We start from the raw sequence: 21,547 nt of genomic DNA, 5'->3' as shown, positions 1-21,547 counted from the left end.
TTCAACCTTTCACTGCGCTTGTTGTTGGTTTCTGTTGTTCTGGGTTGCCGGCCGCGGGTCTGTCCGGATCCGGGGCCTTGCCGCGGAGCGCGAAGGTTTCGGCGATGCGGTCCGGACCCGCGTCCAGCCTGAGCAGCGCGCTCAGCAGGATCAGGGACTGGGACGGTCTGAGACATCCGGACGGTATGGCGCCAGCCTCGCGCAGGTCTTCGCCGCCGCCGTCGCCGTAGACGGGAACGACGGCGCCGGCCTCCACGCGGGTACTGGTCACCACCACGACGCCCGCCGCCGCCGCTTCGGCCACCGCCTGGCAGATGGGGTGGTTCGCGTTGCCGGTCCCTGTTCCCTGCAGCACGATCCCGGCCGCGCCCGCCTGCACTGAACTCCGCAACTGGGTGGCATCGGCGCCTGGGTAGACAGCGACGAGATCCACCCGCGGGGAACCGGCACCGGCACCGGCACCGGGCAGCGGCAGCGCGGTGTGCTGCGGAGGGGTTTCCGTGAAGCTGACCTCCCCGGACTCGGTGACGGAGCCGATCGTTCCAAAGTCAGGGTTGGCAAAGGCGTCGGGCTTGGTGGTGTGGCATTTCCGCACCCCGGGTGCGGGAAAGATGGCGCCGGCGAACGCCAGCAGCACGCCTTTCCCGCGGGCGGCCGGTGAGCCGGCGACGGCGATCGCCCGGGCGAGGTTTCCCGGCCCGTCGGGGTGTGGGGAATCGGCCGACTGCTGCGCCCCGGTGAAAACCACCGGGCGGGGATCATCGTGGGTCAGCGCCGCCAGGTAGGCGGTCTCCTCCATGGTGTCCGTGCCGTGGGTGACCACGACACCGAGGACCTCCGGGGCAGAAAGCGCCTCTCGGATCCGGGCGCAGATGGCGATCATGTCATCCACGGTCAACAGGTAGGACCCTTTCCGGAAGACGTCGACCACACGGACCGGGTGGGCGGACGGTCCGCCGATGCTGGCGAAAACCTGCTCACCGGTGTCGGACGCAACCGCGCCCCCGCCTGTCCCGGAACCGCGGGAAGAGATCGTCCCTCCCGTGGCGAGCAGCACCACGTGGGCGCCGTTCGAATCTGTGACAGTCATGTGTACTCCATTGCTCTTGCGTCCGTTGCCGGACACTCACCCAATCGATTGGGTATGTGGGTAGAAAGTATCTTCGGGATGTTTCGTGCAACTGCCGTCCGGCGTTTCGTCCGCGTAAACACTTTGGTGTCGGCCGCCGACCGCCGGTCTACCCAAACGATTGGGTTGGGGGTAAAACTGACTATAGGATGTGACCTGTGACACGTCAAGGGCCCTATGGCGGGAGATGTCCGCCGTATCCGGCAGTCTTGGTGTGACGCCTTCTCGAGCTGCGGCAGGGGACCAATGAAGGAAAATTCGGCCGACGGCCGCACCGTGACACTCAAAGACCTGGCCAACGAGCTGGGCATCCACCCGTCTACCGTGTCCAGGATCCTGCACTCGGGCTCCGAGGTGGCACGCGGCGCCGCGTCCGTGGCAACCGCCGAAAGGGTCCGCGAACTGGCGCGGAAGCGCGGCTATTCACCCAACCCGCAGGCGGCCGGGCTGCGGACGCGGCGGACCCGACTCATGGGCGTCATCGTGCCGCGACTCTCCGACCTCGTCCTGGCCATCATGTACGAGGGCATCGAGGAAGCCGCGGCCGAGCTCGGCTACTCCACGTTCGTGATGAATTCCCGTGACGATCCGGAGGAACAACGCCGGAAGACGGACACCATGCTGGCGCGCAGGGTGGACGGGTTGATCATCGGCGACGCCCACCTGGACGGCAGCCACTTGCGCGAGCTCAGCGACCGCAACGTTCCCTTCGTGCTCATGAACCGCCGTGTTGCAGGGTACCCGTCGGCCACCTGCGACGACGTCCTCGGCGGCCAGCTCGTCGCCGACCACCTGTGGGGCAGCGGCCACCGGAATGTGGCAGTCATTGCCGGGGAACCCTACGCCAGCACGGCCGTGGACCGGACCGGGGGCTTCGTGGACCGATGGAAAGCCCTGGGCGGCTCAATTTCACCGGAGGCCGTGGTTTGGTCAAGGTTTGATACCGTCGGCGGCCATGAGGCCACCGAAACCATCCTGGCCAGCGGACTCACCCGGCCGACTGCGATCTTCGCGGTCAACGACTTCGCCGCGATCGGCGCCATGGGGACGCTGCGGTCCCACGGCCTCACCGCCGGCCGGGACGTTGCGGTCGTGGGCTTCAACGACACCTCCGTCGCCGCCGAGCTGCCGATCCCGCTGTCATCGGTCCGCTCCCCCATGCTGGATATCGGGAGGACGGCAATGCGGCTGCTGAAACGCGTGCTCGACGGCGAAACGGTCGAACCCGTCCTTCTCGAACCGACTCTCTGCATCCGGGAAAGCAGCGCGCAGACCGTCCACGGCTGACCCGGCGGCGCGGTCAGCCGGCCGCGCCCCCGCCGGACCGGTTGGCTGCGCCGACAATGCCGAGGGCCAACGTGCACGTTGCGCGGACTTCCCCGTCGGCGAGGTCCAGCTGCAGCAGCTCCTCGATCTTGCGCATGCGGTAGCTGAGCGTGTTTCGGTGAATGAAAAGTTCGGCGCAGATTTTGGGGGCGCTGCCGCTGTGCCGCAGGTACGCCTCGAGAGTATCCAGCAGCGTGCCGGCCCCGTCTGCGGTCAGCGGGGCAAGGAGCCGCCGGCACATGGCCACGAGTCCCTGGCTAGGAAGGCCCTGCACAATGCCGGCGAGATCGGCGGGCGGCGCCTCGTGCACACCGGGCGGTCCCACCTGGCGGCGGGCGAGCTGGAGCGTCAGCGGCAGTTCCCCCAGGCTGCCGGATTCCGCCACGACGACGGATATTTCCGGCGCATCCCGGAAGAACTCTCTGACCGTCGCCAGCAGGCCGGCCGGCTCCTCGCGCCGCTGGAGCAGCAGCGAGGTAAGGCCCGCTTCCTCCATGAACCGCACCGTGCCGAAGACGCCCTGCAAGCCCACCCGGGCCCGCCAGGCGACGGCTCGCAGCCGCGCCGGGGCCACTTCCCCGGTGCCGCCGATCAGCACCGCGCTCCACTCTGCGCCGGGATCGAAACCTGATTCGAGGGCAAAGCGGCGCAACGGAACGCCCGGATCGCCGCGGTCCACATAGAGCGCCTCCATGAAACGTGCAGCTTCCCGCGAATGCAGGGGCGAACGAGAGCCCAGGGTGTAGCTCAGCTGCATGCCGATCACCGCAGCTACGGGACCCAGGATGGGCTGGAGGACCAGGTCCGCGCCGATCCCCTCGATGGAGAGCCGGAACTGGTCCGCGGCACCGCTGGGCAGCCGCAGGGTGGTCCGGGCGGTCCCGCCGTGCGCCGAGCCGGCGGCCACCAGCTCGAAGCCGTCCTGGTCGATCACAGCCACCCTGGCATCCACGGCGTCCCCGACCCGGGAGAGCACCTCGGCGAGCGACCGGCCGTCCGCAGCCAGCCTGGTGCAATCGTCCGCCAGCTCCCAGCCCTGCCTCAGCTCTTCGAAGCGCTCGGCGGCGATGACCTGCTCCACGTGTTGCATGACGAGCACGAACGGCACCTCCGGCGGGAGCTCCAGCAACGGCAGGCCATGCGCCTCGCACGCCTGCAGCAAGCCGGCCGGCAACTCACGGTGCGCCGCGCCCAGCCCAAAGGCCAGCGCGGAAACGGGGACGTCCATCAGGCGTTCAACGTAGGCATCCCAGATCCTGAAGTCCCGCACGTTCAAGCCCATGCCGTTGGTCAGCACCAAGGCATTGACGCTGAGGAACGGCCGCGGATCCATGTGTTCGGTGGGAGCGCACCAGGCGATGGGCCGGTTCAGCCTGCCCTCGCCTCCCGGGACGCGCAAACGGACGTCCAGCCCGATGTCGGCGACAAGTTCTGAGATCCTCATGGTCCCTTCCAACAGAGAGAAGCCCCGTATAGTGCTGCCAGCATATCTACCCGCCGCCACTTCGGCACTTTGCACAATATCCCTGCTGCCCGATGCTGAGTAGCGTGGCACCCATGCATAAAAATGTGACCGACGGCACCTCGGGCCGCGTACTTTTGAATTCGGACATGGGCGAAGGCCTGGGCCTTCACGAGTTCGGCAACGACGAAGAGCTGATGCGCATCATCGACGTCGCCAATGTGGCCTGCGGATACCACGCGGGCGACCCCGACGTCATGAACCGGACAGTGGAGCTCGCCGCCGCGCACGGCGTGGCTGTCGGCTCCCACCCCGGGCTGCCGGATGTAGTGGGCTTCGGCCGGCGCCGGATGGTGCTCACCCCCGCAGAAGTCGAATCGATCATCCTGTACCAGACGGGGGCGCTGACGGCGTTCCTCGCCAAGCACGGCCTTGCCCTGAACCACATCAAGCCCCACGGCGCCCTCTACGGCATGCTGGCCGGGGACGAGGAGCTCATGCAGGCAGCCGCGGGGGTGGCACAGCAGTTCGGGGTCCCCTTTTACGGCCTCGGCGGGACCGCCCACGAGGAAGTGTGCCGCGCCATGGGCGTGGAATTCGTTCCCGAACTGTACGTGGACCTCAACTACGGCCCCAAGGGGGAGCTGCTGATCCAGCGCCGCCCGGTTCCAACAGATCCCGACGCCGCCGCGGAACGCGTAACCCGCGCCCTGGCCGGCAAGCCGGTGCTCGCCGTCGACGGCACGGAGCTTGATATCCCCTTCCGGAGCGTCTGCGTGCACTCCGACGCACCCAACTCGGTCGCAGTGGCCAGCGCCGTGCGCACGGTCCTGGGCTGAAACCCCTAAATCCAACCAGCTGAAAGCGAGCACCCCATGGCTAACATCGTCTCCCCGCTTCCCGGGATCTTCTACCGCAAACCCGGCCCGGGCAAACCCCCATTCGCCAACGAGGGCGACACCATCGAGGTCGGACAAACCGTCGGCATCGTCGAAATCATGAAGCAGTTCACCGAGATCCAGTCGGATGTGGCCGGAATTCTCGAATCGTTCGCTGTGAATGAGGGCGACATGGTCAACCCGGGCGACACGATCATCGTCGTCCGAGAAGGGTAATGATGAAACGGCTACTGATCGCCAACCGTGGCGAAATCGCCGTGCGCATTGCCCGCACGGCCCGCGAGATGGGCATCGAGACGCTGGTGGTGGTCAGCGAACCCGACGCGGATTCGCTGGCAGCGCGTTCCGCGGACAACTTCGTAGTCGTCGGGCCGGCTCCGGCGCCCGCCAGCTACCTGAACCAGGACGCGATCATCGCCGCAGCGCTGGACAACGGCTGCGACGCCGTGCATCCGGGCTACGGGTTCCTCTCCGAGAACGCGGAGTTCGCCCGGAAAGTAGTGGAGGCAGGGCTGACCTGGGTCGGTCCCGACGCCGGGGCCATCGAAACGATGGGCAACAAGTCCATGGCAAGGGATTCCGCCCGGAAGGCCGGGGTCCCCGTGCTCCGCGGGTCCGACGGCCCGCTGGATCCCGAGGCCGATGCCCTGGCGGTGGCCCGTGACATCGGCTACCCGCTGGTGGTCAAGGCCTCCGCCGGCGGCGGCGGCCGGGGCATCCGGTTCGTCCATGACGAAGCAGAGTTGCTGACCACCATCGAGATGGCGCGCGGTGAGGCGGCATCCGTCTTCGGCGACCCGACCGTCTACCTCGAACGTTTCGTCAAGCACGCCCGGCATGTCGAGGTCCAGGTGCTCGGTGACGGAAAGGACTTCATCCATCTCGGGGACCGCGACTGCTCCATGCAGCGCCGTTCCCAAAAGGTAATTGAGGAAGCGCCCGCCCCGGACCTCCCCGATGCCGTCCGCCAGACCATCCGGGAATCCTCCGTGGAACTGGCCCGCGAGTGCGGCTACAGCGGGGCGGGCACGGTCGAGTTCCTCTACGACCCGGTCAACCATGAAGCAGCATTCATCGAGATGAACACCCGCATCCAGGTCGAGCACCCCGTCACCGAGGCGGTCACGGGCGTGGACCTGGTCCGCGAACAGCTGCTCATCGCGTCCACCGGATCGATGTCGGTCCGGCAGGAGGATATCGAGTTCAAGGGCCATGCCATTGAATGCCGCATCAATGCCGAGGATCCGCACAACAACTTCTTCCCGAGCCCCGGCGTCATCAGCGTCCTGGACTGGTTCGAGGGCGAAGGCGTCCGGATCGACGCCGGCGTGGAGGCCGGGTCCACCGTGAGCCCGTACTACGATTCCATGCTTGCCAAGCTCATCGTCCACAAAGACACCCGGGAAGCCGCCATCGAGGGCGCACTGGAGGCCCTCTACGGGACCCGGATCGAAGGAGTCAAGACTACGATTCCGGTGCTGAAGAAGCTCCTGGACCGGCTGGAATTCAGCGCCGTGAAGCACCATTCGAAGTTCATCGAAACCGTCGACAACCTGATGGAGTCCAAATGAGTAGTCCGGCAACCGCCTCCATGGAGGCCCGCTACACCTGGGGCGGTGACGAGTTCCTCTTCGTGGAAGTCTCCGAGGCCATGAGCCTGGCCGCCAATTTCAAGGTGATGTCCATCGCTGAGAAGCTTGCCGCCGCCGAACTGCAGGGCGTCGTGGACATCTGCCCGGCCAACGCCTCCCTGCTGGTGAGGTTCGATCCCGACGTCCTGCCGCCGTCAACCCTCGAAGAGGCCGTCCGGGCGATCGAAGCGGACCTGGCGCACCACCAGCTGCAGCCGCTGGAGACGCGGATCGTCGAGGTTCCGGTCTGGTACGACGATCCGTTTACCGCGGAAGTGGCCGAGCGGTTCCGCGAAGGGTTCCACCAGGAGCCCGGCGGAAGCGACATCGACTACGCCGCCAAGGTCAACCACCTCAAGGACGCCGCGGAGTTCATCCAACGGCACCACGAGCAGCCGTGGCTGGTCTCCATGGTCGGGTTCGTCGCCGGCCTGCCGTTCCTGTTCCAGCTTGTTGGCCGCGAGAAGCAACTGGAGGTGCCCAAGTACCTGAGTCCGCGCACCGACACCCCCAAGCTGACGGTGGGCCACGGCGGCTGCTTCGGCTGCATCTACTCGGTGCGCGGCGCCGGCGGCTACCAGATGTTCGGGGTCGCCGCCGCACCGATCTTCGACCCGGCACAGTCGCTGGCTGACTTCAAGGACTTCATGGTTTTCTTCCGCCCGGGCGACATCGTGAAATTCAAGCCGGTGACCGAGGCCGAATACAACAGCATCCAGGACGAGATCAGCGCCGGGACCTTCCGCTACCGTCAGGCGCCCGTGACATTCGACCTGTCCAAGGCGCTTGCGGATCCGGAAGGTTACAACCAGGAACTCATGGAGGCCCTCAATGGCATTTGACATCAAGAGCCCAGGCCTGGCCACCACCGTCCAGGACCAGGGCCGCACCGGCCATTACAACGTGGGCATTCCGCAAAGCGGATCCATGGACCAGTACTCGGCCGAACTTGGCAATGCGCTGGTGGGTAACACCGCCAGGGAAGCCGTCCTCGAGTGCACGTATCTGGGCCCGACCCTGACCACGGACCAGGACGCCGTCGTCGCGGTCACCGGCGCGCCGGTAGAGGTGAAGGTCAACGGCGAGCCACGGCCGCAATGGACGCGGCTGCAGCTTAAGGCCGGGGACGAAATCAGCTTCGGAGTCATTCAGGGCGGCACGCGGTACTACATCACGGTGCAGGGCGGGATCGATGTTCCCGAGGTGCTGGGCAGCCGGTCCACCTACAGCCTGGGGGCCATTGGCGGTTTCCAGGGCCGGAAGCTGGAGGCGGGTGACCACGTCCCCGTCGGCAGCCCGCTCGACGGCGGCGCCTTGCCGGCCGCTGAGGCGGTTCCGGAGGAGTTCCGCCCGGTCTTTTCCAAGGAGCAGGAAGTCCGGATTGTCCTGGGCCTCTACGACCACCGGCTTACCGACGAGGGGCTTGGGAACCTGCTGAACGGCGAATGGAAGGTGACGCCGGTGGCTGACCGCATGGGCCTGCGCTACTCCGGCCCGGGGGTGAAATGGAAGGAGCGGGAGCAGCCCTTCGGGGCAGGATCCGATCCGTCCAACATTGTTGACGCCGGCTACGCAGTTGGGTCCATCCAGATCCCCGGCGGCACCCAGCCGATCGTCCTGCACCGCGACGCGGTCTCGGGCGGCGGCTACGCCATGGTGGGAACGGTGATCAGCGCGGACATGGACCTGGTGGCCCGCGCGGCCCCCGGAACCTCGACCCGGTTCGTCGCCGTCAGCCTGGAGGAGGCTCTCGCCGCACGCAAGGAACTGAGCGAACGCGTGAAGGAAGCGAAGGCCGCGCTCGGCACTGCTTGATGCCCGCCGAATGAAGGTACACGCGGCAGGAACCCGGGGAACACCGGGTTCCTGCTGCGTCCCCGGTGGTATTGCCCCTCGCGCCGCCCGGGAGTAAACCTGCAGCTGGGGCCGCCAATCCGCGGCGGCCCCGGTTGCAGGCGTAGGAGGGCACGATGAATACCGACGAGGCCATACCGGAAAGCGCCGGAGTCACAACCCGGCTGCTGTCCACCGTGGATCTGGGCCCCGAAATCGAGGGGATGGCCGGCCGCCAGCTGCGGATGCGGCTGATCACCATCGAACCGGGCGGCGTCTTCGGGCCGGTCCACGACCACAGGGGCCGCCCCGGGCTGGTCTACATCCTGCAGGGCAACATCACGGATCACCGGAACGGCACCGAGACCGACTACGGCCCCGGGGCGGGTTGGCCCGAGGACAAGGACACCGTCCACTGGCTCGAAAACAAGGGAACCGTCCAGGCGGTGGAGGTCTCAGTCGACATCGTCCGGCAAGACTAGCCCGGGTCAGGCGCCGGCAGGTGGGCCTCCTAGAGGGTGGCTGCTTCTTCCTGCGCAATCCTGATGAGCCGAAGTTCGTCCTCCACGGCCCGGGCGGGCCAGTAGTCCTTGGCCAGCTCGTCGGCTCGGACCCGGTCCGCAGCCGGGAAGAGCTTGCCCAGCAGGCCGGCCGCGTGCAGCAGGGCAATGAGCGCCGTGGTCCGGGCCTCGGCGGCCATGGCGTCAGGTTTCTCGGCGGCTGCAGCGGGGCCGGGCGTCGCGGCGCCAGCGCCTCCGGCGTCGGCGGCTACCTGGGCTGCGGACTCCGCAGGAGGCGCGTCGGCGTCAGGCATCCCGCCGTCGGGCGCCGCACCGGCGAGCGCGGCCTGGAGCTTCGCCAGCAGCGCAGCCTCCGGGCTGTGGTCTTTCTCCGGGTACCTTACGGACCTGAACACCCCAAGGTGTTTTTCACCGACGTGCTCCACGATGCCCCGCGATGCCATCCCCTCGTAAACACGCTGCACCTCGGCGCGGCCCTCCAGCATGGCGACCCAGCGCTTGGGAGTGTGCGGGCGCGACTTGCCCCGGATGAGTTCGAGCTCGTGCTGGAAGTCCGTCGGCGGGGCCACACGGGTAGCCCGCACATTCTTGCCCTGCAGCTCAATGGCGCCGGCCAGCTCCAGTTCGGCCAGAATTGCCCCCGCCACTGTGGTGCGGAGGGCAAATACCGGGATATCTGGTCTCCCGTCCTGGTCCCGCGTTGCCAAGAGCAGGAAGGCTTGGGGAAGGTTCAGCTCGGCCGACTTCGGCGTTTCAGCGTCCATACGATCATGGTGGCGCAGTCCGGTAGCCGTGGCATGAGGATTTCGTCCCGGGTCCTGCCGGGGCGAAACACCCTCGACGCCGGCCGTGGGGCCCGGTAGGGTTCCCGCATCTGTTCCGACCACTTCCTGGAGGCCACGGTGTTAAAGAGACTCGGCAGGATCACGGCTGCAGCGGCGGGGCTGCTGCTTTCGCTCGGCATGATCGCCCCCGCGGCGCCGGCAGCGGCGACAGATTACGACATCGATTCAGCCACAAGCCTTCAGGTGGTGGTCAACAAACACCGGCCGCTGAACCCCGCCACGTATGTGCCGGCGCAGCTGGTCAGGATCCAGGGGGAACGGCTGCGGAGCGAGGCCGCGGACGCCTATAAGCAGCTGGCCAAAGCCGCCAAAGCGGCAGGCGTGAACATCATTCCGGTCAGCGGCTACCGCTCGTACAGCCAACAGGCCAGCCTCTACGACAGCTACGTGCGCCAGTACGGCCAGGCGACGGCGGATACGCTCGCCGCGCGGCCCGGCTTCAGCGAACACCAGACCGGGCTGGCGATGGACATTGGCAATGCCAGCGGGGCCTGCGCCCTGCAGGCCTGCTTCGCCACCACCCCGGCAGGCAAGTGGGCGGCCGCGAACGCCGCGAGGTACGGATTCCTCATCCGTTACCCGGCGGGGGCCGAGGCGGTGACCGGTTACACCTACGAGCCGTGGCACCTGCGCTACGTGGGCCGGGACCTTGCCGCGCAGGTCAGCACCATCCTGGAGGATTACTTCGATCTGGAAGCGACCCCCGATTACCTCTAGGCCGGCACGCCGCGGGCACGGTTTTCCCGCCCGCCGCGGCGGGGTTTAGAGGCAACGGGCATCGTCGCTGTAACTTTAGGGGTCAGTGAGGGTTCAATTGCGGATTCGGGAGGGCCTGTGAGCGTAGCGCCGGGTGCTGTGGACGGCGGCAAGGGCAGCGTTCTGATGCGCGACGACGGTCTTGTGCATCTGCGCTGGGAGCCCGGGATCACCATCGAGGTGGACGACGCCCGGGCCGCGATGGCCAAAGTAAACGAGGTCTGCCAAGGCTCGCCGCACCCGATGCTCGTTGACATGGCAGCTGTCACTTCGGTCACCCGGGAGGCCAGGAGCATCTGGTCGATCCCGTGCAGCGCCTCCCGCATCGCCCTGTTGGGACGCTCACCCGTGGACCGGGTCCTGGCCAACTTCTTCCTCGGCGTGCACATCCCGCCCTGCCCTACCCGGTTCTTCACGTCCCGGACCGAGGCAATGGACTGGCTCGATGCCTCAGGGTAGGTCGCCGCGGGCCGCTACGGGGAACCGCAAGACCGTCACCGCGGCGCTAATTCCCGACCCTTACGCGGCTCCGTGACCTCGGGCGGAGGCATCGACGACGAGCGCCTGGATAGGCTTCTCGACGGGATCGTCCGTCTGGCAGCTGGAGACCTGAACTCCCGCATCGAGCCGTCGGAGCAGCGGGACGCGGTTGACGCCGTCATCACGGGCGTCAACCTCCTCGCTGAAGAGCTCGGACACATCCACGCCGAACTCGAAGAGCGCGTCGCTGCACGCACCGCGATGTTGCGGCGCACGCAGGTGGAACTGGAGCAACTGGCCAAGACCGACAGCCTCACGGGCCTGGCCAACAGAACCCGGCTCAACGAACGGATCAACGAGGCCATCCGCAGTCGCGACAAGGACAGCTCCGCGACCGCTGTCCTCATCCTCGACCTGGATTCCTTCAAAGCCATCAACGACACCCTGGGGCACAGCACCGGCGACGCCGTGCTGGTCGAGGTCTCCACCCGGCTGCGCGCCTCCGTGCGGGCCGGGGACACGGTTGCCCGCCTCGGCGGCGACGAGTTCGCCGTCCTCGTCACGGGAGCCACCGAAGCGGAGGTCCTGCAGGTGGCGCAGCGGATTTGGGAAGCCCTGCAGGACAGCGTGCAGATCGGGACGGAGACGGTCTGGACCACAGCCAGCATCGGCGTCTGCTTCCACGAAGCCGGATCGACGGCGGAGCAACTGCTACGCGATGCGGACATCGCCATGTACCAAGCCAAATCGCACGGCCGAAACAAGATCCAGACGTTCCACCCTGACATGCTCGATGCCGTGCAGGAGCGGTCGCGGATCACCGCCGAACTCCGCACTGCGGCCGCCAATGGTGAGCTGCTTCTTCATTACCAGCCGGTGATTGAGCTCTCCACCGGCAGGGTAGCCGGCGTGGAGGCACTGGTCCGCTGGCGCCATCCGGTCCACGGGATGATCATGCCGGACAGGTTCATAGCCATCGCCGAAGAAACCGGCCTGATCTTCGAACTCGGCGGGTGGATCCTGCATGAAGGAATCTCCCAGCTCCGCCGGTGGGAGCTGGCTGTGCCCGACCGGGCGGACTTCCGGCTCCACATCAATCTCTCGGCCGCCGAACTCCTAAGGGCTGACCTCGTTGACGATGTCCGGGAGACTCTTGCCGTGCATGATGTAGACCCCCGGCGGCTTGTCCTGGAAATCACCGAGAGCGTCCTCATGTCCCGCAAAACCGGGGACGAGCAAATCCTCGAGAAGCTCCGCGCCCTCGGCGTCGGGCTGCAAATCGATGACTTCGGCACCGGATATTCCTCCATCAGCTACCTGCGGTCCCTCCCGGCGGACACCGTGAAGGTGGACCATTCGCTGATCAGGAACCTCGAGTCGGACCCCCGGCAGCGGAAATTTGTCGCCGCCATCCTGCAACTGATCGATGCGGCGGAACTGGACGCGATCGTCGAGGGCATTGAAACCGCGGAACAAGCCGCGCAACTAGCCGCCATGGGATGCCTCTATGGGCAGGGCTACCACCTGGGACGGCCGGTCCCAGCGGAGGGCATCCTTGAGCGCATCAGCGGGGCCGGGGAGGATCGATAGGGTGGGAGCATGGTGAAGCTTTGGGACCGCATGCGGCTGATCCCCACTGTCGCACGCCTCGCGTCGCGGGCCCCGCGGGATCCCCACACGGCGTGGGACGGGTACTGGAAGGGCATCCGCACCACGGGCCCCGGGGGCGACGTGTTGTGGGACTCAGGTTCCGCGGCCGAACACGAACAGTACGCCGGCCTTATTCGCGCCCACTTCGATCCGGCACTCCCCGTGATCGACGTCGGTTGCGGAAACGGCACCCACACCCGCTGGCTCTCCGGATATTTTCCCCGGGTCGTCGGCGTCGACGTTTCCCCGGATGCCGTTCGGCGCGCCGCCAGTGAATCGCGGGGCATCAGCAATGCGGAATTCATGGTCCTCGATGCTGCCCGGCCTGGCGCCGGAGATGCCCTGGCGGACAAACTGGGAGCGGCGAACGTCTTTGTTCGCGGAGTCTTCCATGTGCTCAAGCCGGACAAACAAGCAGCCGCCGCAGCGAACATCCGGACGATTGTCGGCGACAAAGGCCACGTATTCGTAGCCGAAACCAACTATCCCGGCGACAGCCTCGCCTACCTGGCCGAGCTCGGGGCGACCTCGGGACACGTTCCCCCACAGCTCCAGCGGGCCCTGGAGAACCTCCCCCGCCCCGGCCGCTTCGGAGCCCCGGAACGGCACAAAATCTTTCCGGATACCCAGTGGCAACTGATCGCCGACGGCCCGGTCGGGATAGACGTGGTCGCGATGGGACCCGGCGGCCTCCCGCAGCAGGTACCGGGCTACTTCGCGGTCATGTCCGGCACCCCGTAAAATCGGCGTATGCCCCCGGCCGGAAAAGCTCCCCAGGACGAATTTCTCGATTGCCCCACCGGTCTGGTCGAGTTTTTCTTCGCGGACGGTGAATTTCGCTGGTCGGACGGGCTGTACCGGATTTACGGGTATGAACGGGGCGAAGTGGTCCCGTCCATGGAAATGGTTCTTCCCCATGTCGAGCCCGAGGACCGGCCCAAGGTCCAGGCGTATTGGGAGCGGGTGGCTGCGGTGGGCGGCCCGTCGTCCATCTACGTGTCCATTCGCGACCGCAAGGACCGCCAGCACAAGTTGCTGTTCTCAGCGGACTACATCCTCGACGGGACCACGCCCGTCGGCGTCTGGGGCGTCGTCGTAGACCTCACCCAGTCGATCCATACCGACCGGCACCAGCTTGCCACCGAGGCGGTCGCGGCGTCCGCCGTGCATCGGGCGGCCATCGAGCAGGCCAGGGGCATCCTCATGGGACGCACCGGGGTCGACGCCGACCAGGCCTATGAGCTCATCAGCAAGCTGAGCAGCGAACGGAACCGCAAGGTCCACGCCATTGCCCAGGAAATCATTGACCGCGCCACCGCCGCGGGCCGGGACCCGGAGGACCGCAACAAGCCCCTGCTGTAGCCGCTCGGCCGGCACCCGAGATGGGTTCCGGAGCGGTAGTTTGGAGGGATGACCGCCAGTTACCGGTACGACGTCGAGATCCTGCACCTGCTCGTCTCACCGGCGCACGCCTACTTCGGCCGCGCCCGCGAAGGCGCCGCCGACGTCCCCACCACGGATGCCCGGCAGGCGACGCTCGTGACCGGCAAGGGAATTGTCGGGGACCGGTTTTTCGGCAAAGCCGCGCACATGGACGCCGCCGTCACGGTCTTCGCCGTCGAGGCCCTCGAGGCGATTGCCGCCGAGCTGGGAACGGAAGCGTTCAACCCCTTGCTGACCCGCCGCAACGTGGTGCTGCGCGGGGCGCATCTGGCGCCGCTGCTCGGCCACGACTTCGCGATTGAATCAGCCGGGGCAACGGTGCGGTTCAAGGCCGGCCGCCCGGCCCATCCCTGCGCGTGGATGGATGAGATGCTCGCCCCCGGCGCGCACAAAGCCATGCGCGGCCGGGGCGGCGTCCGCTGCCAGGTGCTGTCCGACGGCGTCCTGCACCGCGGGCCCGCCGTGCTGGTCAGTCCCGTCCAGCTGGACCCGGAGCGCGCCGGCGAGGCGACACTGCTTCGCCCCTCACGGCTTCCGTAGTAAATACGCTTGGCGCCGGCGCGGCGACCGGCGCCCGAAGGGGTACGGATCAACACGCCTCAGCAAATACTAGGCTGGGGCTATGGACCTGCCCGGCGGTGTAGTCGCGACCCTGTCCGGAGTCGCCGTGCTGGTGGCCGCCACAGTCGCGGTGCTGACGCTTTATCGCGTGCCGGCGCGGTTGGCGCCGGCTTGGGCGATTCTTCGCGGGGCCGCGCAACTGGCCGCCATCAGCCTGGTGCTGGGCGGCATCATCACCAACGCGTTACTCGTCGGGCTGGCACTGCTCGTCATGTTCGCAGTGGCAGCGGCCACGGCAACCAGACGCCTCGGGTGGAACTGGACCACGTTCGCACACGTCTGCACGGCAATGGGCGCCGGGGTAATTGCCACCCTGGCGATTGTCTTCGCCACCGGCGCCATCGACTTCACGCCCCGCTATGCCCTGGCCATAGGCGGCATCGTGATCGGCAACGCCATGTCCATCACCACCCTCGCGGGCCGGCATTTCAGTCAGACCGTGATCTCCCGGTGGGAAGAAGTGGAAGGGTGGATGGCTCTGGGGGCGAGGCCCCGGGAGTCCACGGCCGGGTTGGCGCGGGAAGCCGTGCACTCGGCCCTGATCCCCTCCACCGACCAGAGCAAGACGACGGGCCTGGTCACCCTGCCCGGGGCCTTCGTCGGGGCGATCTTCGGCGGTATCTCTCCCCTTGCCGCGGGTATGTTCCAGATCGTGGTGTTGGCGTCGATCATGGCGGCAGGGTCCATCACCGCCGTCGTCACTATCCTGTTCCTGGCGCCGCTGCGCACGCGTCCGCTGCCGCTGCCCTGACCGGGGCGGCCGGGCTACCTCGGGGCGGGCGCCGCCGCTGCCGGTTCGCGGACCAGTTCAGTGACGATGTCGGCGACCAGATCTTCGAGAACCTGCTCGTACAACAGGCTGCCCTTGGCGGCACTGGATCCTGCCGCCGAGGAGAGGCAGCCCGTGGCCGGAGTGCGCTCGGGCACCACCGGAAGCCGATCGAAGCGTGGCAACACAGCAGCCGGGCCGTCCACCAGCCGGTCCATGGCCACCCGCGCCGGTTCCAGATGGAGCATTAACGAGGTTTCCAGGACGCCCCCGTGCTCGATTTCCCAGCCGGGGAATCCGTCAGGATAAACCTGCGAAAGGGTGTCCTGGCTGACAAAGTCCCAGTAGGACAACAACAGGACGCTCTGTTCCGCGCCGGGCTTGATCCCCAGGTCTTCCAGGGCCAGGTCGATTCCCTCGTAGAGGAACTGGTAGTTCTCGAAGTGGCCGTTGATGAAGACCAGGTGCCGGACGCCTTGGTTCAGGAAGGACTTCACCAGGTTGCGCACCATCCCGATCAGGGTGGTCCCGTCCAGGCTCGTGGTGCCGGCCAGGTGGTTGCCGCCGCCCGATTTCTGCTGGGACTTGTAGCCGTACGCGATGGGTTGGGCCACCAGGGCACCCACCTGCCGGGCGACCCCCTCGGCAAAGCGGGATGAGAGGACGGTGTCTGTGCCCAGCGGAAGATGGGGGCCGTGCTGTTCCAAGGAACCGACCGGGATGAGGACCATCGCCTCGCCGGAGCCGAGGACTTCGCGGTAGCCGAAGGCATCCAGGTCTTCCAGGAATACTGACTTTTGCATGCTGGTGGTGCTCCTTGTTCGTGCGGCGTCGATGCGGCCGCAGGGTGCGGCGCCACGGTGTCCGTGGCGCCGCACCCTGCCTGTTGCCGTTGGCGCAGGTGTTAGGCGCCGATGATGTTGTATTCGGGGCCGAAGGGGAACTTGGTGATGTTCTCGGCCCCGTCCTCGCCCACCACGAGGATGTCGTGCTCGCGGTAGCCGCCGGCGCCGGGCTGGCCGTCCAGGACGGTGATCATCGGTTCCATCGAGACCACCATGCCGGGCTCGAGTACGGTGTCGATGTCCTCGCGGAGCTCGAGTCCGGCTTCGCGGCCGTAGTAGTGGCTCAGGACGCCGAAGGAGTGTCCGTAGCCGAAGGTCCGGTTGGCGAGCAGTCCGTGGCCCACGTAGATCTCGTTCAGTTCGGCGGCGATGTCCTTGCAGACGGCCCCGGGCTTGATCAGTTCCAGGCCGCGCTTGTGGACCTCGACGTTGATGTTCCACAGTTCCAGCGAGCGGGCATCCGGTTCGCCGTAGAACAGGGTGCGTTCCAGGGCGGTGTAGTAGCCGGAGGTCATCGGGAAGCAGTTCAGGGACAGGATGTCGTGTTCCTGGATCTTGCGGGTGGTGGCCCAGTTGTGGGCGCCGTCGGTGTTGATGCCGGACTGGAACCAGACCCAGGTGTCGCGGATTTCCGAGTCCGGGAAGGTGCGGGCGATCTCGTGGACCATGGCCTCGGTGCCGATCAGGGCCACTTCGTATTCGGTGATGCCGGCGGTGATGGCGTTGCGGATCGCCTCGCCGCCGAGGTCGCCGATGCGCGCACCGTGCTTGATGACCTCGATCTCTTCTGCCGACTTGATCATCCGCTGGCGCATGGCGGCCTGGGCGACGTCCACCAGGGTGGCCGAGGCAAAGGCTGCCTGGATCTTGTTGCGGTTGTCCAGCGGGAGCGAATCGTCTTCGACGCCGATCCGGCGGGGGGTGATGCCGCGGGTGCGGAGCACCTCCTGGATGGCGAAGATGTAGTTGTCACGGCGCCAGTCCGTGTAGACCACGTTCTCGCCGTAGCTGCGGCGCCAAGGCATCCCGGCGTCGATGTTGGCCGTGACGGTCACGGTGTCATCCTTGGTGACCACCATGGCGTAGGAGCGGCCGAAGTAGGTGAAGAGGAAGTCGGAGTAGTACTTGATCGAGTGGTAGCTGGTGAGGACGACGGCGTCGAGGTCCTTCTCCGCCATGATCTGGCGGAGCCCGCCGAGGCGGCGCTCAAACTCAGCGTCGGAGAAGGTCAGGCTGACCTTCTGGCCGTTGTTGAGGACCTTGAGGCGCTCCAGCTCGGAGACGTTTGCAGCGGGGGTGGAAGTCGTGATGGTCATGCGTGTTCCTTACGTTGCGGGGTTTTCAGGGGGAGGCTGGTGCCGGTTCAGGCCACGGGGGCCGGCGCCGGGAGGCTGTGCTTGTCTTCGCAGGCGTCGCCGTGTTCGGCGAGCACCGCGTCTTCTTCGAGGTCTAGGCGGATGCCGATAGGCACACCGGCCCGGATGCGCTTGCGGAAGCGCGCGTAGCCGAGTGCGAAGTAGATGGCGGACGAGGTGACGGTCCCTGCGAGCCAAGAGAAGTCGACGCCGCCCATGGCCGTGGCGATCGGGCCCTGCAGGGCCGGGATGCCGCCGTACATGAACATCCAGGTCATCAGGATTCCTGCGAAGAAGGCGATGAACGCCGCGGGGTTGACGGACTTCAGGGAGGTCTTCTTCGAATCGAGGAACAGGTAGGAGAAGTCCTTGTGCTTCCGTTCGAAGATGAAGTAGTGGACGGCCATGATGCCGCCCCAGGTGGCCACCCATGCCACGATCGCGCCCAGCCAGGAGTCGAGGATCATCGCGAAGTCCTCGGCGAACATGAATGCGATGACCGCGACCATGGACAGTATTCCGACGATGATGGACAGCTTGCGCCGCGAGATCTTGACGTCGAGAGCCTGGAAGGCCACGCCGAAGGTGTAGAGGTTGATGATGTTCGTGGCAATCGGTCCGTGGATGACCAGCAGGATGACCGGGATGGCCATCGTGCCGAAGTTGGAGACGATCAGCTCGCCGGGATCGGCCTGGCCGTTCTTGGTCGCGAGGCTGGCACCGAGGATGCCAAGCCAGACCACGGGCAGGAACTGGCCGAGGACGCTGACGGCGAACAGCTTGGCGGGCTTGACCTTGCGGCTGACGAAGCGGGAGTAGTCCGGCGCGTAGGTGAACCAGCCGATGCCCCAGCCGATGCCGATGACCGTCATGATCGAGGACATGGCGGCCAGGCGCGGCAGCCCTTCCAGGACAGCGCCGGCCGGGCCGGCGTAGCTCCAGTTGATGTCCAGCTGGGTCCACGCGACGATGGACATCGCCACCAGGACCAGGATGGTGGGCGGCATGGTGATCCGCTCGAATTTCGAGATGGCGCGGTAGCCGCGGTAGCAGATGGCGACCTGGACGGTCATGATGACTGCCGCGACCAGGATGCGCACGCCGATGTTGCGTTCGGCGGGATCGACCCAGCCGATCATGCCGAACAGGGCCAGGATCAGGTCGAGGATGACCCACGTGTTGACCGCGGACCAGCCGATGGCGATGGTCGCTTGGATCGCGGCCGGCAGGTAGGCTCCGCGGCGGCCGAACGCGCCGCGGGCCAGCAGCATGCCGGTGGCGCCGGTCCGCTGGCCGAGGATGACGAAGAAGCCGAAGCCCGCCATGCCGATCAGGTTTCCGACGATCAGCACCAGCAGGGTGTCGCCGAGGCCGAGGCCTAGCTGGATACCGAGGGCGCCAAGGATCCAGTTGATGGGGGCAACGTTCGCGCCGGCCCAGATCCAGAACTGGCCGGAAAGTTTGGTGGTCCGTGCGGACTCAGGAATGGGTTGCAGGACATCTTCAACCTCCACAGTGGCTGCTTCATGCGAGCCTTGTTGAGCTTGGTTCATGCTGTGCCTCAATTCACTACGTTGTGATGAAGAACGGGGAGTGAATCCAGTTTATTGGTGATCTAACGCACAAAGTAGAGTCGTTTTGATTACACTGAAGCCCTATCAAGTGACACTATGACGCACCCCAAGGGAGCAGGCCTCAATGATTACGCTCGCTGAAGTGCTCGCCACCCCCTCGATGGCGGCGGCCAACCCGGTGGTGCGCAGCAGCGTCCCGGACACCCTGGAGCGGGCCGTCCGCTGGGTGCATTCCAGCGAGGTGCTGGAGATCGCACCGCTCCTGCGCGGCGGGGAACTGCTGCTTTCCGGCGGAGAGTCCCTGCTGGCACTCCCCGCCGAAGAGCAGGCGGCGTATGTCAGGAGCCTTGCCGCCCGGCGAATCGCGGCGCTGGCGCTGCAAACCGCGGGGCAGTCGCTCCCCCTCCCGGAGGCGCTGGTCGCAGCTGCTGACAGCAGCGGACTGCCCTTGATTGAGCTGCGTGCGGTGGCGCCCTTCGTGGATATTGCCGAGGCGGTCAACCGGCTGGTGATCAACCAGCAGGCGGCCGCCCACCTGGTGGTTGACGACGTCTCGCGGCGGATTGCCCGGCAGATCACCGACAAGGGTCCGCATCTCCCGACGATCCTCGAACTGGTGGCCGGGACCCTGAAGGCGGAGGTTTTGCTCGTGGCTCCGGATGGGTCCCTGCTCGGCCACGCGGGAGAAACTGTCGGTGAAGGAGGCTTCACGGCAGAGGTCGGCATCGTGGTCGGCGGCCAGCATGCGGCCCAACTGACGCTGCGGTCCCCGTCGGAGGACCCGCTGCTGCTTGAGCTTGCCGCCGACCGCCTCTCAGGAATTCTGGCGCTGGCCATGGCGCAGGCTTTTCGCCCCACGCCCGCCCAGGTGGCCGAGGCGCGCCTGCTGGAGGCCGTGATCGAAGGGGGCGACGCCGAATCCATCCAGCGGTTCTGGCTGCAGGCCGGGCTCCCGGCCGGCCATGCGGCGATCGTGGCGGTCTTCCGCGCGGCCGGGAGGGACACCAAGTTCCCCGCGGTCGAGCGCGCGCTGCAGCAGCGCGGGATCCACGTGCGATCCCACGTCTCGGACGGCGAGCGCGTGGTGTTGCTGGCACTGCCGCACCAAGGCGCCAGGGCTGCCCGCGAAGTGCTGCTCCGCGCGGCCCGGGAGGCGCTGTCCGATTCCGACACCTGCGCCGCCTTCGGACCAAACGTGGCCGACGGGTCCCGAGCGCGCGACTCCTACGTGGAAGCACGGGAAGTCATGAAGCTGGGCATGCCCGGCGCCGGAGAAGTCCTCGATGCGATGGATTTCCTGGGCCGCCGGATTCTCTCCGCGGTGCCGCATCCCGCCTTCCTGGACTCCTATGTGGAGTCGGCGCTGGGCGAAGTCCTCGAGTGGGACCGAAGGCACGGGACCGCCCTGCTGGACACCCTCCTGTGCTGGCTCGATTCGGGGTGCAATACGACTGCGTCTGCCGTGGCCTTGAATGTGGAACGGCAGACGATGCACAAACGGTTGAGCAAGATCCAGGCATTGCTCGGCGGCGACCCGCGGACTTCGGGCAGGCTGTTCAGCATCCACATCGCTGCTGCCGCGGCGGCTGCGGGGTCCCCCGGACCGGCCGGAAGGACGCCCTAGAGCACGCTCCGGATGGTTTTCTCGAAGCTCGTGACGTGCTCGAGTGCCAGCTTCGCGGCCAGGTCGGCGTCGCCGTCGGCCACTGCCTCGAGCAGGCTCACGTGTTCGGTGATGTGCCCCTGCACCGAGGGCACCTTGTCCAGCACCAGGCACCAGATCCGCGTCGCCAGGTTGTCGTGTCGGATCAGGGTGTCCTCCAGGTGGGGGTTTCCGGCGGCGCGGTAGATCAGCCGGTGCACGGCCAGGTCATAGCGCATCAGCTCACGCTTGTCGTCCGGCTTGGAGTCAAGGGAGGCGATGGCACGGGCCACTTCGCGAAGTTCGGCGCGCATGGCGGCGCTGGCGTTGATGGCTGCGCGCCGGGCGGCGAGGGGTTCCAGCAATTCACGGATATCGGAGACATCCGCCAGTTCGGTAATGTCCACGATCGTGGCGAACGTGCCACGGCGTGGATAGGAGACCACCAGGCGGTCCACCTCCAGGCGCTTGATCGCCTCGCGGACAGGCGTCCTGCCGAAGCCCAGCTCGGCCGCCAGCTGCCCGTCATTGATGGGTTCGCCGGGCCGGATCTCCAGCATGATCAGCTTGTCGCGGAGCTGCCGGTACGCGGCCTCCGCCTGGGACAACGCCTCATCCTCCGCAGGGGACAGGACTGGAAGCTCATTCAAGGCGCTGCTCCTTTTCTCGCTGCTCAAACCCGTTCTCGATCCAGGCGTCGCTGAAACTTTCGGACATGCTATTGACTCGGTGTGATCCCAATCATACCATTGACCTCACACTGATA

Annotated in this window: 22 protein-coding genes; 15 read left to right on the top strand and 7 right to left on the bottom strand. The window is 66.7% G+C overall.

The features are described 5' to 3' along the window. Nucleotide 1 precedes the first annotated feature (1 nt). On the bottom strand, nucleotides 2-1,090 hold the full coding sequence (locus AC1DNC_RS08510; protein WP_476862131.1) for an asparaginase: 1,089 nt from the start codon (nucleotides 1,088-1,090) through the stop codon (nucleotides 2-4). Nucleotides 1,091-1,375: 285 nt separating this feature from the next. On the opposite strand from AC1DNC_RS08510, the gene AC1DNC_RS08505 reads away from it, so the two are divergent. Next, nucleotides 1,376-2,416 (top strand): LacI family DNA-binding transcriptional regulator, encoded by a 1,041-nt coding sequence (locus AC1DNC_RS08505; RefSeq protein ID WP_476862130.1) that lies wholly within the window; start codon nucleotides 1,376-1,378, stop codon nucleotides 2,414-2,416. 13 nt (nucleotides 2,417-2,429) lie between these two features. Here AC1DNC_RS08505 and AC1DNC_RS08500 read toward each other — a convergent pair whose 3' ends face one another. Beyond that, entirely contained in the window at nucleotides 2,430-3,899 is a 1,470-nt protein-coding gene (locus AC1DNC_RS08500; protein ID WP_476862129.1) for a PucR family transcriptional regulator, read from the bottom strand. Nucleotides 3,900-4,012: 113 nt separating this feature from the next. Between AC1DNC_RS08500 and pxpA the strand changes: the two genes are divergently transcribed. From pxpA to AC1DNC_RS08470, 6 genes are all read left to right on the top strand, one after another. Further along, a complete protein-coding gene (gene pxpA / locus AC1DNC_RS08495; protein WP_476862128.1) occupies nucleotides 4,013-4,756 on the top strand; it encodes a 5-oxoprolinase subunit PxpA in 744 nt (247 codons plus the stop codon). A 36-nt stretch (nucleotides 4,757-4,792) separates the two neighbouring features. Then, nucleotides 4,793-5,032: an acetyl-CoA carboxylase gene (locus AC1DNC_RS08490; RefSeq protein ID WP_476862127.1), complete on the top strand. Its 240-nt coding sequence runs from the start codon at nucleotides 4,793-4,795 to the stop codon at nucleotides 5,030-5,032. A 2-nt stretch (nucleotides 5,033-5,034) separates the two neighbouring features. Continuing rightward, nucleotides 5,035-6,387, top strand: a complete 1,353-nt coding sequence (locus tag AC1DNC_RS08485; RefSeq protein WP_476862126.1) for an acetyl-CoA carboxylase biotin carboxylase subunit — start codon at nucleotides 5,035-5,037, stop codon at nucleotides 6,385-6,387. Next, complete coding sequence (locus AC1DNC_RS08480) at nucleotides 6,384-7,289, top strand: 5-oxoprolinase subunit B family protein (protein ID WP_476862125.1); 906 nt, start codon at nucleotides 6,384-6,386, stop codon at nucleotides 7,287-7,289. Before AC1DNC_RS08485 ends, AC1DNC_RS08480 begins: the two co-directional genes overlap by 4 nt. Next, complete coding sequence (locus AC1DNC_RS08475) at nucleotides 7,279-8,262, top strand: 5-oxoprolinase subunit C family protein (RefSeq protein ID WP_476862124.1); 984 nt, start codon at nucleotides 7,279-7,281, stop codon at nucleotides 8,260-8,262. Before AC1DNC_RS08480 ends, AC1DNC_RS08475 begins: the two co-directional genes overlap by 11 nt. A 155-nt stretch (nucleotides 8,263-8,417) precedes the next feature. After that, on the top strand, nucleotides 8,418-8,762 hold the full coding sequence (locus AC1DNC_RS08470; RefSeq protein ID WP_476862123.1) for a cupin domain-containing protein: 345 nt from the start codon (nucleotides 8,418-8,420) through the stop codon (nucleotides 8,760-8,762). A gap of 29 nt (nucleotides 8,763-8,791) precedes the next feature. On the opposite strand, the gene AC1DNC_RS08465 is transcribed toward AC1DNC_RS08470, so the two are convergent. Continuing rightward, the gene (locus AC1DNC_RS08465; protein ID WP_476862122.1) at nucleotides 8,792-9,565 is read right to left on the bottom strand and encodes a GOLPH3/VPS74 family protein; all 774 of its coding nucleotides are present in this window, start codon (nucleotides 9,563-9,565) and stop codon (nucleotides 8,792-8,794) included. Between the two features lie 138 nt (nucleotides 9,566-9,703). Here AC1DNC_RS08465 and AC1DNC_RS08460 point away from each other — a divergent pair, with 138 nt between their 5' ends. The 7 genes from AC1DNC_RS08460 to AC1DNC_RS08430 all read left to right on the top strand — a co-directional run bounded on the left by AC1DNC_RS08460 (nucleotide 9,704) and on the right by AC1DNC_RS08430 (nucleotide 15,347). Then, nucleotides 9,704-10,363 (top strand): M15 family metallopeptidase, encoded by a 660-nt coding sequence (locus tag AC1DNC_RS08460; RefSeq protein ID WP_476862121.1) that lies wholly within the window; start codon nucleotides 9,704-9,706, stop codon nucleotides 10,361-10,363. 165 nt (nucleotides 10,364-10,528) lie between these two features. Further along, nucleotides 10,529-10,861, top strand: a complete 333-nt coding sequence (locus AC1DNC_RS08455) for a DUF7793 family protein (RefSeq protein WP_476862620.1) — start codon at nucleotides 10,529-10,531, stop codon at nucleotides 10,859-10,861. 72 nt (nucleotides 10,862-10,933) lie between these two features. Next, the gene (locus tag AC1DNC_RS08450; RefSeq protein ID WP_476862120.1) at nucleotides 10,934-12,472 is read left to right on the top strand and encodes a putative bifunctional diguanylate cyclase/phosphodiesterase; all 1,539 of its coding nucleotides are present in this window, start codon (nucleotides 10,934-10,936) and stop codon (nucleotides 12,470-12,472) included. A gap of 9 nt (nucleotides 12,473-12,481) precedes the next feature. Next, on the top strand, nucleotides 12,482-13,273 hold the full coding sequence (locus tag AC1DNC_RS08445) for a class I SAM-dependent methyltransferase (protein WP_476862119.1): 792 nt from the start codon (nucleotides 12,482-12,484) through the stop codon (nucleotides 13,271-13,273). A 9-nt stretch (nucleotides 13,274-13,282) separates the two neighbouring features. Beyond that, nucleotides 13,283-13,894, top strand: coding sequence for a PAS and ANTAR domain-containing protein (locus tag AC1DNC_RS08440; protein ID WP_476862118.1), 612 nt, complete (start codon nucleotides 13,283-13,285; stop codon nucleotides 13,892-13,894). Nucleotides 13,895-13,942: 48 nt separating this feature from the next. After that, nucleotides 13,943-14,515: an MOSC domain-containing protein gene (locus AC1DNC_RS08435; protein WP_476862117.1), complete on the top strand. Its 573-nt coding sequence runs from the start codon at nucleotides 13,943-13,945 to the stop codon at nucleotides 14,513-14,515. 82 nt (nucleotides 14,516-14,597) lie between these two features. Next, nucleotides 14,598-15,347 (top strand): ABC transporter permease, encoded by a 750-nt coding sequence (locus AC1DNC_RS08430; RefSeq protein WP_476862116.1) that lies wholly within the window; start codon nucleotides 14,598-14,600, stop codon nucleotides 15,345-15,347. A gap of 14 nt (nucleotides 15,348-15,361) precedes the next feature. Here the strand turns inward: AC1DNC_RS08430 and AC1DNC_RS08425 are convergent, their stop codons facing one another. From AC1DNC_RS08425 to AC1DNC_RS08415, 3 genes are all read right to left on the bottom strand, one after another. Beyond that, complete coding sequence (locus AC1DNC_RS08425; protein WP_476862115.1) at nucleotides 15,362-16,168, bottom strand: creatininase; 807 nt, start codon at nucleotides 16,166-16,168, stop codon at nucleotides 15,362-15,364. 101 nt (nucleotides 16,169-16,269) lie between these two features. Continuing rightward, nucleotides 16,270-17,526 carry an aminopeptidase P family protein gene (locus tag AC1DNC_RS08420; protein ID WP_476862114.1) on the bottom strand — a complete coding sequence of 419 codons (1,257 nt, stop codon included), beginning with the start codon at nucleotides 17,524-17,526 and terminating at the stop codon, nucleotides 16,270-16,272. Between the two features lie 47 nt (nucleotides 17,527-17,573). Beyond that, nucleotides 17,574-19,118 carry a purine-cytosine permease family protein gene (locus tag AC1DNC_RS08415; protein ID WP_476862113.1) on the bottom strand — a complete coding sequence of 515 codons (1,545 nt, stop codon included), beginning with the start codon at nucleotides 19,116-19,118 and terminating at the stop codon, nucleotides 17,574-17,576. 145 nt (nucleotides 19,119-19,263) lie between these two features. On the opposite strand from AC1DNC_RS08415, the gene AC1DNC_RS08410 reads away from it, so the two are divergent. Then, a complete protein-coding gene (locus AC1DNC_RS08410) occupies nucleotides 19,264-20,763 on the top strand; it encodes a helix-turn-helix domain-containing protein (RefSeq protein ID WP_476862112.1) in 1,500 nt (499 codons plus the stop codon). Here the strand turns inward: AC1DNC_RS08410 and AC1DNC_RS08405 are convergent. Beyond that, the gene (locus AC1DNC_RS08405) at nucleotides 20,760-21,431 is read right to left on the bottom strand and encodes a GntR family transcriptional regulator (protein ID WP_476862111.1); all 672 of its coding nucleotides are present in this window, start codon (nucleotides 21,429-21,431) and stop codon (nucleotides 20,760-20,762) included. The genes AC1DNC_RS08410 and AC1DNC_RS08405 overlap by 4 nt on opposite strands. Between the last annotated feature and the right edge of the window lie 116 nt (nucleotides 21,432-21,547).

The organism is Arthrobacter sp. 01N442 (assembly GCF_056399345.1).
Note: the sequence above shows the minus strand (reverse complement) of the source record. Positions and strands in the feature narration are given on the sequence as shown.

Excerpts from the sequence above, each read along its gene's own strand:
- AC1DNC_RS08510 (WP_476862131.1), bottom strand. The coding sequence starts at position 1,090 with ATGACTGTCACAGATTCGAACGGCGCCCACGTGGTGCTGCTCGCCACG.
- AC1DNC_RS08505 (WP_476862130.1), top strand. The coding sequence starts at position 1,376 with ATGAAGGAAAATTCGGCCGACGGCCGCACCGTGACACTCAAAGACCTG.
- AC1DNC_RS08500 (WP_476862129.1), bottom strand. The coding sequence starts at position 3,899 with ATGAGGATCTCAGAACTTGTCGCCGACATCGGGCTGGACGTCCGTTTG.
- pxpA (WP_476862128.1), top strand. The coding sequence starts at position 4,013 with ATGCATAAAAATGTGACCGACGGCACCTCGGGCCGCGTACTTTTGAAT.
- AC1DNC_RS08490 (WP_476862127.1), top strand. The coding sequence starts at position 4,793 with ATGGCTAACATCGTCTCCCCGCTTCCCGGGATCTTCTACCGCAAACCC.
- AC1DNC_RS08485 (WP_476862126.1), top strand. The coding sequence starts at position 5,035 with ATGAAACGGCTACTGATCGCCAACCGTGGCGAAATCGCCGTGCGCATT.
- AC1DNC_RS08480 (WP_476862125.1), top strand. The coding sequence starts at position 6,384 with ATGAGTAGTCCGGCAACCGCCTCCATGGAGGCCCGCTACACCTGGGGC.
- AC1DNC_RS08475 (WP_476862124.1), top strand. The coding sequence starts at position 7,279 with ATGGCATTTGACATCAAGAGCCCAGGCCTGGCCACCACCGTCCAGGAC.
- AC1DNC_RS08470 (WP_476862123.1), top strand. The coding sequence starts at position 8,418 with ATGAATACCGACGAGGCCATACCGGAAAGCGCCGGAGTCACAACCCGG.
- AC1DNC_RS08465 (WP_476862122.1), bottom strand. The coding sequence starts at position 9,565 with ATGGACGCTGAAACGCCGAAGTCGGCCGAGCTGAACCTTCCCCAAGCC.
- AC1DNC_RS08455 (WP_476862620.1), top strand. The coding sequence starts at position 10,529 with ATGCGCGACGACGGTCTTGTGCATCTGCGCTGGGAGCCCGGGATCACC.
- AC1DNC_RS08445 (WP_476862119.1), top strand. The coding sequence starts at position 12,482 with ATGGTGAAGCTTTGGGACCGCATGCGGCTGATCCCCACTGTCGCACGC.
- AC1DNC_RS08440 (WP_476862118.1), top strand. The coding sequence starts at position 13,283 with ATGCCCCCGGCCGGAAAAGCTCCCCAGGACGAATTTCTCGATTGCCCC.
- AC1DNC_RS08435 (WP_476862117.1), top strand. The coding sequence starts at position 13,943 with ATGACCGCCAGTTACCGGTACGACGTCGAGATCCTGCACCTGCTCGTC.
- AC1DNC_RS08430 (WP_476862116.1), top strand. The coding sequence starts at position 14,598 with ATGGACCTGCCCGGCGGTGTAGTCGCGACCCTGTCCGGAGTCGCCGTG.
- AC1DNC_RS08425 (WP_476862115.1), bottom strand. The coding sequence starts at position 16,168 with ATGCAAAAGTCAGTATTCCTGGAAGACCTGGATGCCTTCGGCTACCGC.
- AC1DNC_RS08420 (WP_476862114.1), bottom strand. The coding sequence starts at position 17,526 with ATGACCATCACGACTTCCACCCCCGCTGCAAACGTCTCCGAGCTGGAG.
- AC1DNC_RS08415 (WP_476862113.1), bottom strand. The coding sequence starts at position 19,118 with ATGAACCAAGCTCAACAAGGCTCGCATGAAGCAGCCACTGTGGAGGTT.
- AC1DNC_RS08410 (WP_476862112.1), top strand. The coding sequence starts at position 19,264 with ATGATTACGCTCGCTGAAGTGCTCGCCACCCCCTCGATGGCGGCGGCC.